The organism is Bradyrhizobium genosp. L, from assembly GCF_015624485.1.
Classification (GTDB): domain Bacteria; phylum Pseudomonadota; class Alphaproteobacteria; order Rhizobiales; family Xanthobacteraceae; genus Bradyrhizobium.
On record NZ_CP061378.1, the window covers coordinates 841,119 to 858,491 of the forward strand.

Consider the following 17,373-nt stretch of genomic DNA (forward strand, 5'->3'; position numbering starts at 1 on the left):
GATGCGCTTCATGTACGTCCTGGTGGCCGAGAAGCCGATGCTGCCCAATCCCCCATTGAGGGAGGCGATCCAGCAACTCGCCGCGCGTGAGGTCGCGGCCGGACGCATGCTCGATACCGGCGCGCTCAAGCCGCGCACGGCGGGGGCGGAGGTGCGGATCAAGGACGGTAAGCTCACCGTCACCGATGGCCCCTTCATGGAAGCCAAGGAAGTGGTCGGCGGCTACGCGGTCTTCGAGCTGAAGGACAAGGAGGAGGCCGTGGCGCGCGCGGTCGAGTTCATGCAGCTTCATCTCGATCACATGCCGGACTGGGAATTGTCATGCGAGGTTCGTCCCTTCATGGACTACTGACGGTCGGATCGCTCGCATGCCGGTGGCCGGCATGACCGAGGACGATGTCAGGCGCACCATCCTCGGTGTCTGGCGCATCGAGCAACCGCGGCTGATCACCAGCCTGTCGCGGATGCTGCGCGACGTGCCGCTTGCCGAGGATCTGACCCAGGAAACCCTGGTCGCAGCGCTCGAACACTGGCCTGCCAGCGGCGTGCCGGAGAAGCCGGGCGCCTGGCTGATGGCGACCGCCAAGCGGCGCGCGCTCGATCATCTGCGCCATGCCGGCATGCGCGCGCGGAAGCACGGCATGCTGGCGCACGATCTGGTGCGGGAGCAGGAGACCATGCCCGATTTCGATTCCGCGCTCGACGATGACATCGGCGACGAATTGCTGCGGCTGATCTTCACCGCCTGCCATCCGCTTCTCGCGCGCGAGGCGCGCGCCGCGCTGGCGCTGCGCATGATCTGCGGCCTCACCACCGAAGAGATCGCGCGCGCCTTCCTGCAGGCGGAAGCGACCATCGCCCAGCGCATCGTGCGCGCCAAGCGCACGCTGTCGGAGTCGGGCCTCGCCTATGAGACGCCGCGCGGCGAGGAATTGTCGGAGCGGCTCGCCTCGGTGCTCGAGGTCGTCTACCTCATCTTCAACGAGGGCTACACCGCGGCAAGCGGCGACGAATGGCAGCGGCCGCAGCTTTGCAACGAGGCGCTGCGCATCGGCCGCGTGCTGACCTCGATCGCGCCGAACGAGCCGGAAGTGCATGGGCTGCTGGCGCTGATGGAGTTCAACGCTTCGCGGATGGCCGCGCGCACCGATGCGGCGGGCGAGCCGATCCTCCTGATGGACCAGGACCGCACGCGCTGGGACCGCCTGCAGATCCGCCGCGCGCAGCTCGCGTTGGCGCGCGCCCGCGAGCTCGGCGGCGCTGGCGGTTTCTACGTATTGCAGGCCGCGCTGGTCGCCTGCCACGCCGAGGCTGAGACGCCCGCGATGACCGATTGGCGCCGCATCGCCGCGCTCTATGGCGATCTTGCCGCGCTGGTGCAATCGCCGGTGATCGAGCTCAACCGTGCGGTGGCCGTCGGCATGGCCGACGGGCCGCTGGCGGCGCTCGCCATCGTCGACGGCCTCGCGCACGAGCCAGCGTTGAAGTCCTACCATTTGCTGCCGAGCGTGCGTGGCGACCTGCTGCTGAAACTGAGCCGCTTCGACGAGGCCCACGCAGCATTCGAGGCCGCCGCCGCACTCGCCGGCAACACCCGCGAGCGCGATCTGCTGCAACGTCGCGGGGCCGCAGCGGAGAAAGCTGCACGAGCCGAAGTGAGGTGAGCACGCCTCTCAGGCTCCCTCCCCCCTTGCGGGGCCCCGCAAGGGGGGAGAGAACCCTCACGCCGGTGCGTCCCTTACTGCAACACTTGCGCACGAGCCGTGCAGCCTCGCGTCCGCGCTTCCGACTTAAATCGATGCCATGCTCGATCGACGATCATCGCACCAGGAGCCGCGATCACATGACCAAGCCATCTGTGCTGGCGATCGGCCTTGATCCGGCCGTCGTCAATCTCTCCGCGTTCCCGCAATTCACGCCCGAACTGGTGCGCAGCTACATCGACGCGCAAATCGAGGGGCTGCGCACGCTCGGCTATGACGCCGACAGCTGCCTCACCGATCTCGGCGACACCGCGGAAGCCGTGACGGCTACGGCGCTCAACGCGAGGCGTTACGATTGCGTCGTGATCGGTGCCGGCCTGCGCGAGTCGCCGGAGCGGCTGCTGCTGTTCGAAAAGATCCTCAATCTGGTGCATCGCCTGGCTCCCGATGCGTGCATCTGCTTCAACACCAACCCGGCCGATACCGCAGCGGCAGTACAACGCTGGGTCAAGCCCTCGCGAGAGTGAGCTTCCGACCGGGCGACCCGGTACGACGCGGCCCATCGGCTCAAGCACCGCCGCGTCTGGAATACTGGATCACCCGCATGCCGCATGCGCTGGTGATGACACCACCTTCGTTGAAGCACGCCATTTCAAGCGACCGCGGGACGCATGCTTCGGGCTACCCTTTGCCGGCCCGATCTTCTATGGTGGCCGTTCGGTGCGCGGCCGGCGCGCATGATAAATCCACGATATCAAAGGCTTAAGGTTTCGGATCGGAGCCTTTGGAGGGCGGTTTGACGCGGTATATTTCGACCAGGGGCGAAGCCCCGAGCCTCGGCTTCTGCGACGTGATGCTGACCGGGCTCGCCCGCGACGGCGGGCTCTACGTGCCCGAGACCTGGCCGCAATTGTCGGCGGAGACCATCGCCTCCTTGTTCGGCCGGCCCTACTGGGAGGTCGCGGTCGAGATCATCCGCCCGTTCGTTGCCGGCGAGATCTCGGATGCCGAGCTCGGCCGCATGGCCAACGAGGCCTATGCCACGTTCCGCCATCCCGCCGTGGTGCCGCTCGACCAGATCGGGCCGAACCAGTTCTTGCTCGAGCTGTTCCATGGCCCGACCCTGGCGTTCAAGGACGTCGCGATGCAGCTGATCTCGCGGCTGATGGATCACGTGCTCGCCAAGCGCGCCGAGCGCACCACCATCGTGGTCGCGACCTCCGGCGACACCGGCGGCGCTGCGGTCGAGGCCTTCGCGGGGCTCGACAATGTCGATCTCGTGGTGCTGTTCCCGAACGGCCGCATCTCCGAGGTGCAGCGGCGCATGATGACGACGACGGGCGCCGCCAATGTCCACGCGCTCGCGGTCGAAGGTACGTTCGACGATTGCCAGGCGCTGGTGAAGGCGATGTTCAACAACCATCGCTTCCGCGACAGCGTCGCGTTGTCGGGCGTCAACTCGATCAACTGGGCGCGCATCGTGGCGCAGGTGGTCTACTACTTCACCTCGGCGGTCGCGCTCGGCTCGCCCTCGCGCAAGGTCGACTTCACCGTACCGACGGGCAATTTCGGCGATATCTTCGCGGGCTATGTCGCCAAGCGCATGGGCCTGCCGATCCGTTCGCTGCGCATCGCCGCCAATGTCAACGACATCCTGGCGCGGACGCTGAAGACCGGCATCTACGAGGTCCGCGAAGTCCATGCCACGACGTCGCCCTCGATGGACATCCAGGTGTCCTCGAATTTCGAGCGGCTGCTGTTCGAGGCGAGCGGCCGCGACGCCGCGCAGGTCCGCCGGCTGATGGATTCGCTCAAGCAATCGGGCCGCTTCGTGCTGCCGGACGCGACGCTCGCCGCCGTGCGCAAGGATTTCGACGCCGGCCGTGCCGACGAGACCGAGACCGCGGCTGCGATCCGCGCCGCCTGGCGCGAGGCCGGCGATCTGGTCGACCCGCACACGGCCGTGGCGCTCGCGGTCGCCGACCGCGACACCGCGGAGACCAAGATCCCCAACATCGTGCTGTCGACCGCGCATCCGGCGAAATTCCCCGACGCGGTCGAAGCCGCCTGCGGGGTGCGCCCGCAACTGCCGGCCTGGCTCGGTGGCCTGATGAGCAAGTCCGAACATATGACTGTGACGAAGAACGATTCCGCCGAGATCGAGCGCTTCGTGCTGTCGGTCAGCCGCGCCGCCAAGCAGGGAGCCATCGGATGAGCGTCGAGATCACCAAACTTCCGAGCGGGCTCACCATCGTCACCGACAGCATGCCGCATCTGGAGACCGCCGCGCTCGGCGTCTGGGCCGGGGTCGGCGGCCGCGACGAGAAGCCCAACGAGCACGGCATCTCGCATCTGCTCGAGCACATGGCGTTCAAGGGCACCACGCGGCGTTCCTCGCGCGAGATCGTCGAGGAGATCGAGGCGGTCGGCGGTGACCTCAACGCCGGCACCTCGACCGAGACCACGGCCTATTATGCGCGGGTGATGAAGGCCGACGTGCCGCTGGCGCTCGACGTGCTCTCCGACATCCTCGCCAACCCGTCCTTCGTGCCCGATGAACTCGAGCGCGAGAAGAGCGTGATCGTGCAGGAGATCGGTGCCGCGCAGGACACCCCCGACGATGTCGTGTTCGAGCATCTCAACGAGCTCTGCTATCCGGACCAGCCGATGGGCCGCTCGCTGCTCGGCACCGCCAAGACGCTGAAGAGTTTCGACCGCGACATGCTGCGCGGCTACCTCTCGACGCACTACCGCGCGCCCGACATGGTGGTGGCCGCCGCCGGCGCCGTCGACCACACGCGCATCGTCGAGGACGTGACGCAAAGGTTTGCCAGCTTCGACGCCACGCCGGCGCCGAAGCCGCAAACCGCGATGTTCGGCAAGGGCGGCTCCCGCGTGGTGCATCGCGATCTGGAGCAGGCGCATCTGACGCTGGCGCTCGAGGGCGTGCCGCAGGCCGATCTGTCGCTGTTCTCGCTGCAGGTCTTCACCAACATCCTCGGCGGCGGGATGTCCTCGCGGCTGTTCCAGGAGGTCCGCGAGAAGCGCGGGCTGTGCTACTCGATCTACTCGTTCCACGCGCCCTACAGCGACACCGGGTTCTTCGGGCTCTACACCGGGACCGATCCCGCCGATGCGCCGGAAATGATGGAAGTCATCGTCGACGTCATCAACGACGCGGTGGAAACCCTGACCGAGGCCGAGATCGCCCGCGCCAAGGCGCAGATGAAGGCCGGCCTGCTGATGGCGCTGGAAAGCTGCTCGGCCCGGGCCGAGCAATTGGCACGGCACGTGCTAGCTTATGGCCGGCCGCAGACGGTCGACGAGCTGGTGGCGCGGATCGATGCTGTCAGCGTCGAATCGAGCCGCAATGCCGCCCGTGCGCTGTTGTCGCGCAGCCGGCCCGCCGTCGTCGCGCTCGGCAGCGGCAGGGGTCTGGACACGGCGGTGGCTTTTGCGGAAGGATTGACCAAGTCGAAGGCAAAGACGCTGCTGCATTGAAGTTCACCTCTCCCCGCCTGCGGGGAGAGGTCGGATTGCGGAGCAATCCGGGTGAGGGACTCTCCGCGAGTCTGCTTTGCGGAGAAACCCCTCACCCCAACCCTCTCCCCGCAAGGGCGGGGCGAGGGGGAAGTCGCGGGGGAGTAGTGGGCCATGGCCCTGTTTCGTTTGCCATCCAGCGGACCGGCTGCCTTGATGCCGCGCGGTCACGGGCTGTTGCTGCGCGCACCGACGATGTCGGACTTTCCGCAATGGGCGCAGCTGCGCGAATCCAGCCGCGCCTATCTCACGCCCTGGGAGCCGATCTGGCCGTCGGACGACCTGACCCGCTCCGGCTTCCGCCGCCGGCTGCGGCGCTACGCGGAGGACATCGGGGCCGACCGCTCCTATCCGTTCATCGTCTTCCGCGAATCGGATGGGGTGATGATCGGCGGCATCACGCTCGCCAATGTCCGCCGCGGCATCGTGCAGGCCGGCACCATCGGTTACTGGGTCGGCCAGCCCCATGCGCATCGCGGCTACATGACCACGGCGCTGCGGGTGCTGCTGCCGTCGCTGTTCGGCGAGCTCAATCTGCATCGCATCGAGGCCGCCTGCATCCCCTCCAATGGGCCGTCGATCCGGGTGCTGGAGAAATGCGGCTTCACCCGGGAAGGGCTGGCGCGGCGCTATCTCTGCATCAACGGGATCTGGCAGGACCATCTGTTGTTCGGCCTGCTGCATGAGGATTTTCGCGGCTGATGGTACGCCTTTTGGCTGACCCCTGCGCATCCGAAGTGCCTTGGCTTCGCCGCCATTACCCTGTTATTTCGCCCGCTGAATTGGGAACCGGAGGCTACTGAAAAAGAGATGGGCGACAGAGGCGTGAGCAGGCTTGCGGTTGCGGCTGTGGTGTCGATCGGGCTCGGCTGCGGATTATGGGCGTCCGCGGCGTCCGCGCAGTCGTTGAGCGACCGCTTCAAGAGCCTGTTCGGCGGCGGCTCCTCGGATTCCGACAAAGCGGCCGCGCCGAGGGCGCCGGCCCAGCTCGATGACAGTGCCGCCGAACTGACCTGTCCGCCGGTGCAGGTGCGCGCCGGCGCCTCGACCTATGCCGTGGCCAACCCCGGCAAGGACGCGGTCGGCAACGACATCAAGTTCCTGGCCTCGATCACCAAGATGGCGCGGCAATGCAGCCTGAACAGCGGCCAGATCGTCGCCAAGATCGGCATCCAGGGCCGGGTGATCGTGGGGCCGGCAGGCGCCCCGCCGACCATCGAGGTGCCGTTGCGCGTCGCCGTGGTGCGCGGCGGCGTCGGCGAGAAGACCATCATGACCAAGGCCTACACGACCGCGGTCCAGGTCGACGAGAGCGGCAGCGTGCCGTTCAGCCTGGTCGCCGAGGACGTCGCCTATCCGGCGCCGTCGGCAGCGGAGAACGACGACTACGTGTTCTATGTCGGCTTCGACCCGCAGGCCCTGAAGCCCGAGCCGAAGCCGCGCGCGCCCCACAAGAAGAAATAGCGCCGTATCGCGGCCGCCTCGACAAACAAAAGGCCGGCGCGATCGTCTCGCGCCGGCCTTTTGCTTTGGTTGGATTTGCCTCAGTTCAGCTTCGAGCGAACCTCGGCGATGCCCTTGCCGACGAGGTCGTCGGCGACCGGGCCTTTGACCGACTGCGACAGGATGGTCGATGCGGCGGCGACCGCGGCATTGGCCGCGGCGGCACGGACGTCGGCGACAGCCTGGGCCTCGGCGAGGGCGATCTTGCTCTCGGCGGTCTTGGTCCGCCGCGCGACAAAATCCTCCATCTTGGTCTTGGCCTCGGCCGCGATCCGCTCGGCTTCCGCCTTGGCGCTCGCGATGATGTCCTGGGCCTCGCGCTCGGCGCTGGCACGGCGGGCCTTGTACTCGCCGAGCAGTTTGTTGGCCTCGTCCTTCAGGCGGCGGGCATCGTCCAGTTCGGCCTTGATGCGTTCGGCGCGATGATCGAGCGCGGTCAACAGCGTGCGATGGACGCCGAGATAGGCGAACACGATCATCAGAACGACGAAGGCAACCGCAACCCAGGTTTCCGGTTCGTAAAGCATCCGACTATCCCTTCAGCGAAGCGTCGACGGCGCTGTTCACCGCAGCCGCATCCGGCGTCACGCCGGCGAGCTGCTGGACGATGGCGCCGGCGGCATCCGCCGCGATGCCGCGGACGTTGCTCATGGCGCTGGTCCGGGTCGTTGCGATCTGCTTCTCGGCGTCGGCGAGCTTCACGGCCAGCTTGTCCTCCAGCGCCTTGCGCTCGGCTTCCGAGGCCGCGTTCAGCTTCTCGCGGGTCTCGTTGCCGATCGCCTGCGCGTTGGCGCGTGCATTGGCCAGTTCGGTCTCATAGGCCTTCAGCGCCGCGTCGGACTCGTCCTTCAGCTTCTGCGCTTCGGCCAGGTCGCCTTCGATCTTGTTCTGTCGTGCGTCGATGGTGCCACCGACGCGCGGCAGCGCGATCTTCGACACGATCAGGTAGAGCGCGACGAACGCGATCGCCAGCGACACCAATTGCGAGGCGAAATTGGAGGAATCGAACGGTGGAAAGGCTCCGCCGTGATGTCCGCCATCGGCCTCGGTGTGGGCACCGGCGTCGTGGCCTTTTGCCTCGCCATGACTTTCAGCCATGGTGTTCTCCTGTTGCTGTCAAACGCGCCGCCCTTGGGACGACCTTTGGGCGACGCGACGGGTTACCGCAGGGCGGAACCGGGTTACCGCCAGAGCGGAACCGGGTTGCCGCTCGGATCAGAGCGGAACGAACAGCAGCAGCAGCGCGATCAGCAGCGAGAAGATGCCGAGCGCTTCGGTCACCGCGAAGCCGAAGATCAGGTTGCCGAACTGGCCCTGCGCGGCCGACGGGTTACGCACCGCAGCGGCGAGGTAGTTGCCGAAGATGATGCCGACGCCGACGCCCGCACCGCCCATGCCGATGCACGCGATGCCCGCGCCGATAAGTTTTGCTGCTGCCGGTTCCATATGTAGCTCCTTGAGAAAGATAGACGGATTGGTGGGTGGAGATTCCCCGGACCGCTTAGTGTCCCGGATGAATGGCGTCGTTGAGGTAGATGCAGGTCAGGATCGCGAACACGTAGGCCTGCAGGAACGCGACCAGCAGTTCGAGGGCGTACAGCGCAATCGTGAGCGCGAGCGGCAGCACACCGCCGACCCAGCCGAGCGCGCCCAGCGAGAAGCCGAGCATCGCGACGAAGCCCGCGAATACCTTCAGCGCGATGTGGCCCGCCAGCATGTTGGCGAACAGACGCACGCTGTGCGAGACCGGGCGCAGGAAGAACGACAACACCTCGATGAACATGACCAGCGGCAGGATGTAGATCGGAACGCCGGAGGGGACGAAGATCTTGAAGAATTTCAGCCCGTTCTTGTAGAGGCCGTAGATCAGGACGGTGAAGAACACCAGTAGCGCCAAGGCTGCGGTGACGATCAGATGGCTTGAGATCGTGAAGGTGTAGGGGACGACGCCGACCAGGTTCGAGACGCAGAGGAACATGAAGATCGAGAAGATCAGCGGGAAGAACTTCATGCCTTCCGAGCCGGCCGTGCTGCGAATCGTCGAGGCGACGAACTCGTAGGAGATCTCGGCGACCGATTGCAGCCGTCCAGGAACCAGCTCACGGCCGCTCGCCAGCATCAACAGCGCGATCAACAGCACTGCGATCAGCATGTAGAGCGACGAATTGGTGAACGCGATCGTGTGGTTGCCGATATGGCCGAGCGTGAACAGGGGCTCGATGTTGAACTGATGGATCGGGTCGATTTTCATCCGCGCGGCTCTTGGTCCACCGGCCGTTCTGCCGGTAATCGAATTGCAAATGTCATGACTTCCCGCCAGCGCTCAACGCTTGCCCGAGGCCACGCCCGCAGACCTCACCACGTTGACCACGCCGGCGACGAAGCCGAGCAGCGTTAACACGATGAAGCCGAATGGCGATGTCGACAGCAAACGGTCGACCCCCCAGCCAAGCGCCGCCCCGACGACAACGCCCGCGATCAGTTCCGAGGAAAGACGAAAACCGAGCGCCATTGCCGAAGCCCTGGCCGCACTGTCCCCGCTTTCAGTACCGGATTGATCAGTCTTGCTTCTCCGGCTGTCGCGAATTTCAGACAGCCGATGATCGAGACTTCCGAGCCTTGCGGAAAGCGCAGCTTCGTCAGGGGACGATGGATCGCGATGTCCACCTGCGCCGTGGTTGGTGTTCTCAGCCATGCTGCAAACACTAACCGATGCCGCGGATGATGGAAATTGCGCTCGTCCCCGTCAAAGCCGCGCGGACCATACTGACCGCGTCCAATCAAGTCAAGATTGCGTCTTCACCAGCTATTGCTTTGATTCAATTGCATTTATTCGGAGTTGTTCAAGGTCAGAGTGACGCAGCGTTCGCAGTGCAAACCGGTTGCACGCATGGCTGCACGATTGTGGCGGCTTCGCTGCACTGCCGGGACTGCCGGACAGCGTCTCCGCATCGGCGCTTCGGGATGCCGGCCAGTCGTGGCAGCGGGATCTTGGTAAACTCGTAAGCCGTTACGATATCAATGCAAATGTCTGCGTCTTGAGGCTCCTTGGCCGGCGCTGGCACACGTTGCGGCGACTGGCTGACGCGTTGAAATCGAGCGGCGCGCCCTATAGGTCTGGTACTCAGGGGCAGGATCTGGTTGAGGCGGAGCGAGCCATGCCGACAGCGACGTTGCCCTCGAAACTCTCCATAGCGATTGCCGCTGCGATTCTTGCCGGTGGTGCGGCGATGGCGCAGCCGGCGCCCGACACCGAGAACGGCCGCTACACGCTGTCGCCTGCGGGCGAGGGCTTCCTGCGGCTCGACACGCGCACCGGCGCGGTGTCGACCTGCAGCAATTCCAGCTCCGGATGGGCCTGCTACACGGTGCCCGACGAACGCGCCGCGCTTGATGCCGAGATCGGGCGCTTGCAGGCCGACAACGACAAACTGAAGGCGACGCTGGCAGCACGCGATGCCACGACGCCGAAGACCGACGAGGCATTGCCGAAATCCGACCAGCTGAAGAAGCCGGAGCCGAAGACAGCCGAGGGCGAGCGCAAGATCGAGATCCCGCTGCCGAGCGACCGCGACATGGACCGCATGATGTCGTTTCTGGAAGGTGCCTGGCGGCGGCTGATCGAGATGGCCAACCGGGTTCAGCGCGACGTCAATGGCGGCAAGATCTGATCCAGCGCTGCCCACATCGCCGGGACGACATCATGAGAGATTACGGATGAACTCATCGAAAACCGTCACCCGCTCGACGTCGTCCTCAATCGCCGCGACCAGCATCGTCTCGTCGCATCTCGCCGTCGAGACGTCGGGTGCGGGCTTCACCGACATCACGCGCGAGGTCGCCAAATTCCTGCGCGAGGCGCGCGCGGTGGAAGGCGCGGTGACGCTGTTCATACGTCACACCTCGGCCTCGCTGACCATCCAGGAGAATGCCGACCCCACGGTGCTGGTTGACCTGATGACGGCGCTTGACCGCGCCGCGCCGGAGGATGCCGGCTGGCGTCACGACACCGAGGGCCCCGACGACATGCCGGCGCATATCAAGACCATGCTGACGTCGACCTCGCTGCAGATTCCCGTGCTTGAAGGAGAAATGGCGCTCGGCACCTGGCAGGGCATCTACCTGATCGAGCACCGTGCCCGGCCGCACCGGCGCGAGGTCGTGCTACAATTCATCGGCGCCATCAAATGAAATCGGCCGCGGATCGCTCCGCGGCCGATGCAATTGGATCGTGATGTCGACGGATCAGGTCTTGGTGATATCGACGTCCTTGGTCTCGGGCAGGAACAGGAAGCCGATCACCAGGCTCATCAGGGCGATGACGACCGGGTACCAGAGACCGGAATAGATATTACCGGTCGCGGCTGCGATCGCGAACGCGGTCGCTGGCAGGAAGCCGCCGAACCAGCCGTTGCCGATGTGGTACGGCAGCGACATGCCGGTGTAGCGGATGCGGCTCGGGAACAGCTCGACAAGCCAGGCGGCGATCGGCGCGTAGACCAAGGTCACGTAGACCACGAGGAGCCACAGCAGGACCGTGGTCATCACGTAGTTGATCTCGTTCGGATCGGCCGAGGCCGGATAGCCGTGCGCCTTGATTGCAGCCGGCAACGACTTGGCGAAGTCGGGGCTATCCGCCGCCAGCGTCTGGTCGCCGATCTTTACCTTTGCCTTGGTGCCGGCCGGAGCGACCTCATTGTTATAATTCACCGACAGGTTGACCAGCGCCGATTTGGCGACGTCGCAGCTCGTCGTGAACTTTTCCGTACCGGTCGCCTTGAACTGGAACGAGCATTCGTTCGGGTCGGCGACGACCGTCACCGGCGCGGACGCGAGCGCCTGCTCGAGCTTCGGGTTGGCGAAGTGGGTGATCCCCTTGAAGATCGGGAAGTAGGTCAGGGCCGCGAGCAGGAAGCCGGCCAGGATGATCGGCTTGCGGCCGATCTTGTCGGAGAGCCAGCCGAACAGGACAAAGCCCGGCGTGCCCAGCGCCAATGCGACCACGATCATGATTTGCGCGGGAACGCCAGGTACCTTGATGGTCTGGGTCAGGAAGAACAGCGCATAGAACTGCCCGCCATACCACACCACGGCTTCGCCGGCGGTGGCGCCGAACAGTGCCAGGATCGCAATCTTGGCGTTGGACCATTCGGCGAACGCCTCGCCCAGCGGCCGCTTCGAGGTCTTGCCTTCCTCCTTCATTTTCTGGAACACCGGCGACTCGTTCAGGCTCAACCGGATCCAGATCGACACGACCAGGAGGACGCCGGAGAGCAGGAACGGAATGCGCCAGCCCCAATCGCCGAATGACGCTTCGCCCATCCACGAGCGGATGCCGAGGATCAGCAGCAACGCGAGGAACAGACCGAGGGTCGCCGTGGTCTGGATCCAGGATGTGTAGTAGCCACGCTTGCCGGGAGGCGCGTGTTCGGCAACGTAAGTGGCCGCACCACCATACTCGCCGCCGAGCGCGAGGCCCTGAATGAGGCGAAGCAGGATGAGGACGACCGGAGCAGCGATACCCCAGGTGTCATAGCCGGGCAGCAGGCCGATGAAGAAGGTGCCGATGCCCATCAGCGTCATGGTGACGAGGAAGGTGTATTTGCGGCCGATCATGTCGCCGAGCCGCCCGAAGATCAGCGCGCCGAACGGGCGCACCGCAAAGCCCGCGGCGAACGCCAGCAACGCGAAGATGAAGCCGACATTCGGCGGCACGTTCGAGAAGAAGTATTTGGCGAGGAACGCGCCGAGAGTGCCGTAGATGTAGAAGTCGTACCACTCGAAAACCGTACCGAGTGAGGAGGCGAAAATGACCTTTCTCTCCTCGGCGGTCATTCCACCTGTGCGGACGCTTCCGCCCGCGGCTGCAGCCATCGTCATCGTGTTTCGCTCCCCGAACGTGTTTCCTCGCGCCCCAAAAGCCTCCCCGAACGGGCCGGATCGACTCTGGTCTTACGGCCAAAGGTAACATCCCGGTGAAATGCGCCCCAATAAGACTTTTGGCTTTTGCACGGAGGCAGCTTAACGTCAGGAAGCCGCGGAGGATGCGGCGTTTCCGCTAGCGCCTGTTGCGGCGCACAAGGCGTGTGAGTTAACCGCGTTGGCATCTGGCATTAGCGAGCGCTTGCGTGATCCTTCCGCGCGGGCGACAACCAAACCGCGCGGTTTCTGCAAAACCCGCTTGTGGAACTGAGATGACTGCTGCTGTCCATACTCATCTTGTCATCGCCGACGACCATCCGCTGTTCCGCGATGCGTTGCGGCAGGCGGTGGGAAGCGTGGTGAGTTCGGCCACGATCAGCGAGGCCGGATCGTTCGAGGATCTCACCGCGCTGCTGGAGCGCGACTCCGAGGTCGACCTGATCCTGCTCGACCTCTCGATGCCGGGGATCAGCGGCTTCTCCGGCCTGATCTATCTGCGCGCTCAATATCCCGCGATCCCCGTCGTCATCGTCTCCGCCAGTGACGACATCGGAACCATCCGCCGCTCGCTCGATTTCGGTGCCTCCGGTTTCATCCCAAAGCGCTTCGGCGTCGAGACGTTGCGCGATGCCATCATGAAAGTGATGGAGGGTGACGTCTGGGTTCCGCCGGACACCGATCTCTCTGCCGCCGGCGATCCCGAGATGACGCGGCTCCGCGATCGCCTGGTGACGCTGACCCCGCAGCAGGTGCGGGTGCTGATGATGCTGTCGGAGGGGCTGCTCAACAAGCAGATCGCCTACGAGCTCGGCGTCTCCGAAGCGACCATCAAGGCCCATGTCTCGGCGATCCTGCAGAAGCTCGGCGTCGAAAGCCGCACCCAAGCCGTGATCGCCGCCGCCAAGATCGCCGGCGGCCAATGGCGCCAGGGCACGCCGTCGACGTAGCCACTATCCGATCAAACTTCACACCGTCATCCTGAGGTGCTCGCCTCTTCGGCGAGCCTCGAAGGATGCACGGCCCGGCTGGTGGCCGTCGATCCTTCGAGGGCCGCTGAAGAAGCGGCCACCTCAGGATGACGGGATGAGGATCGCGCGCGCGCGTGACCGCCGCTACTCCGCCGCCACCATCTGCTGCGTCCGCCATTGTCCGAGCAGTGCGCGGAGCGAAGCCGGTTTCACCGGCTTGTTCAGCACCGCGATGTTCTCCTCGCGGGCGGCGCCGCGGACGGCGGGGCTGCGGTCGGCGGTGATCAGAATCGCGGGGATGTTGTCGCCGAAGCGGCGGCGAATCTCGCGGATCGCGGCGATGCCGTTGCCGCGGTCGAGATGGTAGTCGACCAGCACACCGGTGACGCGGCCGCCGGCTGCCTCGATCGCACTGAGCGCAGCGTCGGGATCGGTCACCGCGATCACCTCGGCGTCCCAGGCGGTCAAGAGCGTCTTCATGCCGTCGAGGATGGCCGGATCGTTCTCGATGCAGACGATCAGCGCGCCGCTCATCGGCGTCTTCGACAGCGGCGTGGCGGTCGTGACGGCCGCGGTGTGGTTGACCGCGGTCGCGACCGGCACCGTGACCGAGAATGCCGAACCGCCGCTGAGATTGGCCGAGATCGCGATGCGGTGGTTGAGCACGCGCGCCAGCCGCTCGACGATCGACAGCCCAAGGCCGAGGCCGCGCGCGATCCGGGCGCCCTGCTCGAGCCGATGAAACTCCTTGAAGATCTCGCCGCGCTTCTGCACGGGGATGCCGACGCCGGTGTCGAAGACGCTGATCTGGAGGCTGTCGCCGCGGCGGCGGCAGCCGATCAGCACGCGCCCTCGCGGGGTGTATTTGATCGCGTTGGAGATGAAGTTCTGCAACAGCCGGCGCAGCAGCGAGCGGTCGGATTCGGCCGCCAGCGAGCACGACACGAAGCGCAGATCGAGGCCCTTGTCGCGGGCGATCGGCATGAACTCGATCTCCAGCGATCGCATCAAATCGGCTATCCGGAAGCTCGTGATCGACGGCGTCATGGCGCCGGCATCGAGCCTGGAGATATCGAGCAGCGCGCCCAGGATGTCCTCGATCGCCTCCAGCGAATCGTCGATGTTCTCGACCAGGCGGGAATCCTCGCCGCCGCTCTGGCGCTCGACCAGGCTCGTGACATAGAGCCGCGCAGCATTGAGCGGCTGCAGGATGTCGTGGCTGGCGGCGGCCAGGAAGCGGGTCTTGGAGGCGTTGGCGTCTTCCGCGAGGCCCTTGGCGAGCGCGAGCTCCGAGTTCAGACGCGTCAGCTCCTCGGTGCGGTCGCGCACCCGCTTTTCCAGCGTCGCATTGGCGCGCTCCAGCGCCTCGGCGGCCTCGAAGCTCGGGGTGACGTCGGAAAAGGTGATGACGAGGCCGCCGCCCGGCATCCGGTTGGTGCGCACCTCGATCACCAAATGGCGGTCGGTGAAGCGTTCCAGATAGGGCTCGCCCTCGGTGGTGTAGGCGCGCAGGCGGAGCTGCAGCAGATTGTCGCCGTCGCCGGCCGGCGGCGGACTGACCGCGCCCATGAATTCCAGGATCTCGGGCAGAGGAATGCCGAGCTGGACCAGATGCGGCGGCAGGCTCAGCAGCTCGGAGAACTGGCGGTTGGAGCAGATCAGCTGCAGGTCGGGGTCGAACACCGCGATGCCCTGGCGCACATGGTTGAGCGCGGTCTGCAGGATCTCGCGGTTGAAATGCAGCGCGGCGTGGGAGTCGTCGAGCAGTTTTAGCGCGGCCTTGGCCGACACGGTGCGTCGCTGCAGCAGCAGCGACATCACGAGCCGCGACGACGCCGCCCCGATCGACGAGGCGATCAGGCGCTCGGCATGCTGCAGCAGCTCGAAATCGGCCGGCGCCGACAGATCGAGTGCGATGTTGCGATCGGCGGCAAACGCAACGAAGGCTTCGCGGGCGCGGTCGGGGCCGAGATACTGCGTCACCGTGCTCTGGATGTCCTGGACCGTCACGGTGGTGCGCCAGCGCCGGAAGCTCGGTGCGATCGGGGCGAGCTCGTTCGGCACGAACACATCGGCCTGCAACAGTTCGATCGATGACGGCGCGCGCGCCAGCGAGAACAGGACGTAGGTCAGGATGTTGAGCGAAAGGCTCCACAGCACGCCGTGCACCAGCGGCTGCAGATCGGCGCCAAGCAGCGCCTGCGGCCGCAGCGCCTCGATCCCGAACGGCCCGTGCTGCAACAGCATCAGGCCGGCGGTCGAGTTTTCCAGGAAGCTCGGGATGAACAGCGTGTAGAGCCACACCGCGAAGCCGACCAGCATGCCCGCCATGGCGCCGCGTGCGGTGGCGCGACGCCAGAACAGGCCGCCGAAGAACGCCGGCGCCAGCTGGGCGATCGCGGCAAACGACAACAGGCCGATCGCGACCAACTGGGTGTTGCCCAGCGCGCGGTAGTAGAAATAGGCCATCACCATGATGGCGAAGATCGAGAAGCGGCGCGCCTTCAGGAGGAAGTCGCCGAAATCCTTCTGCCCGACGCGGGCACTGTCGCTGCGCGGCAAGACCAGCGGCAGCACGATGTCGTTGGACACCATGATCGACAGCGCGACGCATTCGACGATCACCATCGCGGTCGCCGCCGACAGGCCGCCGACGAACACGGCGAGGCTGAGCAGCTGCGAATTGCCTTCCATCGGCAGTGCCAGCACGAACATGTCGGCATCGACCGCGCCGAACGGAAAGATGATGAGGCCGGCGATCGCGATCGGAATCACGAACAGATTGATGACGACGAGGTAGAGCGGGAACAGCCAGCGCGCACGGCCGACATCGGCGCTGGTCGAGTTCTCCACCACGCTGACGTGGAACTGGCGCGGCAGCAGCATGATCGCGCAGAACGACAGCAGCGTCATGATCAGGAAGTTGCCGATCGACGGCACATATTCGATCGCGCGCACCGCCTCCGGCGTCTTCAGTGCGCGCTCGTAGAGCTCGACTGGCGAGAACATCCAGAAGGTGACGAAGGCGCCGGCGGCGATGAAGGCGACCAGCTTGACGATGGATTCGGTCGCGATCGCCAGGATCATGCCGTGCTGGTGCTCGGTCGCGTCGCTGTGGCGGGTGCCGAACAGCACCGCGAACACCGCCATCGCCAGCGTCACCATCAGCGCGATGTCGCCGATGATCGGTATTTTCGAGAACGCCTGGTCCTCGCTCAGGATCGTCTCCAGCGACGATGCCATCGCCTTCAGTTGCAGCGCGATGTAGGGCACCGAGCCGATGATCGCGATCAGCGCTACCGTCGCGGCGACCGCCTGGCTCTTGCCGTAGCGCGCGGCGATGAAATCGGCGATCGAAGTGATGTTCTGGGACTTGGCGAGCGCGATCACGCGGCGCAGCAGCGGCGTGCAGAACCCCACCATCACGATCGGGCCGACATAGATCGCGAGGAAGTCGACGCTGGTGCGGGTGGCGAAGCCGACCGAGCCGAAGAAGGTCCAGGAGGTGCAGTAGATCGCGAGCGACAGCGGGTAGATCCACTGGCTGGCACGACTGCGCTCGCCCGGCGGAATCCGATCGCCGCGGCTCGCGATGAAGAACAACAATCCGATGTAGGCGAACGCCGTGGCGATCACGCCCCAGTCGTGCAGCATCGCTGCTCATCTCCCTACCCGGCCGGGGAGCATGATCCGGAAGCGGTTTTCCGAAAAGATCATGCCCTAATAAAGCGGCCGGG

General features: G+C 65.5%; 17 protein-coding genes. 10 read left to right on the forward strand and 7 right to left on the reverse strand.

All coding sequences use genetic code 11. The annotated features are described in order from the left end of the window. The first annotated feature begins 1 nt into the window (after position 1). The 7 genes from IC762_RS03860 (at position 2) to IC762_RS03890 (ending at position 6,707) form a co-directional block, all read left to right on the forward strand. Positions 2–352 carry a YciI family protein gene (locus IC762_RS03860; protein WP_195787334.1) on the forward strand — a complete coding sequence of 117 codons (351 nt, stop codon included), beginning with the start codon at positions 2–4 and terminating at the stop codon, positions 350–352. 16 nt (positions 353–368) lie between these two features. Continuing rightward, positions 369–1,664: an RNA polymerase sigma factor gene (locus tag IC762_RS03865; RefSeq protein WP_433995871.1), complete on the forward strand. Its 1,296-nt coding sequence runs from the start codon at positions 369–371 to the stop codon at positions 1,662–1,664. 179 nt (positions 1,665–1,843) lie between these two features. After that, positions 1,844–2,230 carry a hypothetical protein gene (locus IC762_RS03870; protein ID WP_195787335.1) on the forward strand — a complete coding sequence of 129 codons (387 nt, stop codon included), beginning with the start codon at positions 1,844–1,846 and terminating at the stop codon, positions 2,228–2,230. A gap of 269 nt (positions 2,231–2,499) precedes the next feature. Then, complete coding sequence (gene thrC, locus IC762_RS03875) at positions 2,500–3,918, forward strand: threonine synthase (RefSeq protein ID WP_195787336.1); 1,419 nt, start codon at positions 2,500–2,502, stop codon at positions 3,916–3,918. After that, the gene (locus IC762_RS03880; RefSeq protein ID WP_195787337.1) at positions 3,915–5,204 is read left to right on the forward strand and encodes a M16 family metallopeptidase; all 1,290 of its coding nucleotides are present in this window, start codon (positions 3,915–3,917) and stop codon (positions 5,202–5,204) included. Before thrC ends, IC762_RS03880 begins: the two co-directional genes overlap by 4 nt. Positions 5,205–5,357: 153 nt before the next feature. Then, on the forward strand, positions 5,358–5,945 hold the full coding sequence (locus IC762_RS03885) for a GNAT family N-acetyltransferase (protein WP_195787338.1): 588 nt from the start codon (positions 5,358–5,360) through the stop codon (positions 5,943–5,945). Positions 5,946–6,053: 108 nt separating this feature from the next. Continuing rightward, positions 6,054–6,707, forward strand: a complete 654-nt coding sequence (locus tag IC762_RS03890; protein ID WP_195787339.1) for a hypothetical protein — start codon at positions 6,054–6,056, stop codon at positions 6,705–6,707. 80 nt (positions 6,708–6,787) lie between these two features. Here the strand turns inward: IC762_RS03890 and IC762_RS03895 are convergent, their stop codons facing one another. The 5 genes from IC762_RS03895 to IC762_RS03915 form a co-directional block, all read right to left on the reverse strand. Further along, complete coding sequence (locus IC762_RS03895) at positions 6,788–7,273, reverse strand: ATP F0F1 synthase subunit B (RefSeq protein WP_195787340.1); 486 nt, start codon at positions 7,271–7,273, stop codon at positions 6,788–6,790. A 4-nt stretch (positions 7,274–7,277) separates the two neighbouring features. Beyond that, positions 7,278–7,844 carry a F0F1 ATP synthase subunit B gene (locus tag IC762_RS03900; RefSeq protein ID WP_195787341.1) on the reverse strand — a complete coding sequence of 189 codons (567 nt, stop codon included), beginning with the start codon at positions 7,842–7,844 and terminating at the stop codon, positions 7,278–7,280. Positions 7,845–7,961: 117 nt separating this feature from the next. Continuing rightward, entirely contained in the window at positions 7,962–8,192 is a 231-nt protein-coding gene (locus IC762_RS03905) for a F0F1 ATP synthase subunit C (RefSeq protein WP_016847054.1), read from the reverse strand. 55 nt (positions 8,193–8,247) lie between these two features. Next, positions 8,248–8,997 carry a F0F1 ATP synthase subunit A gene (locus IC762_RS03910; RefSeq protein ID WP_195787342.1) on the reverse strand — a complete coding sequence of 250 codons (750 nt, stop codon included), beginning with the start codon at positions 8,995–8,997 and terminating at the stop codon, positions 8,248–8,250. A 72-nt stretch (positions 8,998–9,069) separates the two neighbouring features. Continuing rightward, positions 9,070–9,441 (reverse strand): AtpZ/AtpI family protein, encoded by a 372-nt coding sequence (locus tag IC762_RS03915; RefSeq protein ID WP_195787343.1) that lies wholly within the window; start codon positions 9,439–9,441, stop codon positions 9,070–9,072. Between the two features lie 463 nt (positions 9,442–9,904). On the opposite strand from IC762_RS03915, the gene IC762_RS03920 reads away from it, so the two are divergent. Together IC762_RS03920 and IC762_RS03925 are read left to right on the forward strand one after the other, a co-directional pair. After that, complete coding sequence (locus IC762_RS03920; protein ID WP_195787344.1) at positions 9,905–10,417, forward strand: hypothetical protein; 513 nt, start codon at positions 9,905–9,907, stop codon at positions 10,415–10,417. Between the two features lie 46 nt (positions 10,418–10,463). Further along, on the forward strand, positions 10,464–10,937 hold the full coding sequence (locus tag IC762_RS03925; RefSeq protein WP_195787345.1) for a secondary thiamine-phosphate synthase enzyme YjbQ: 474 nt from the start codon (positions 10,464–10,466) through the stop codon (positions 10,935–10,937). A gap of 54 nt (positions 10,938–10,991) precedes the next feature. On the opposite strand, the gene IC762_RS03930 is transcribed toward IC762_RS03925, so the two are convergent. After that, positions 10,992–12,620 (reverse strand): MFS transporter, encoded by a 1,629-nt coding sequence (locus tag IC762_RS03930; protein ID WP_210338455.1) that lies wholly within the window; start codon positions 12,618–12,620, stop codon positions 10,992–10,994. 320 nt (positions 12,621–12,940) lie between these two features. On the opposite strand from IC762_RS03930, the gene IC762_RS03935 reads away from it, so the two are divergent. Continuing rightward, complete coding sequence (locus IC762_RS03935; RefSeq protein ID WP_195787347.1) at positions 12,941–13,615, forward strand: response regulator transcription factor; 675 nt, start codon at positions 12,941–12,943, stop codon at positions 13,613–13,615. Positions 13,616–13,780: 165 nt separating this feature from the next. Here the strand turns inward: IC762_RS03935 and IC762_RS03940 are convergent, their stop codons facing one another. Continuing rightward, on the reverse strand, positions 13,781–17,290 hold the full coding sequence (locus IC762_RS03940) for a PAS domain-containing hybrid sensor histidine kinase/response regulator (RefSeq protein WP_195787348.1): 3,510 nt from the start codon (positions 17,288–17,290) through the stop codon (positions 13,781–13,783). Between the last annotated feature and the right edge of the window lie 83 nt (positions 17,291–17,373).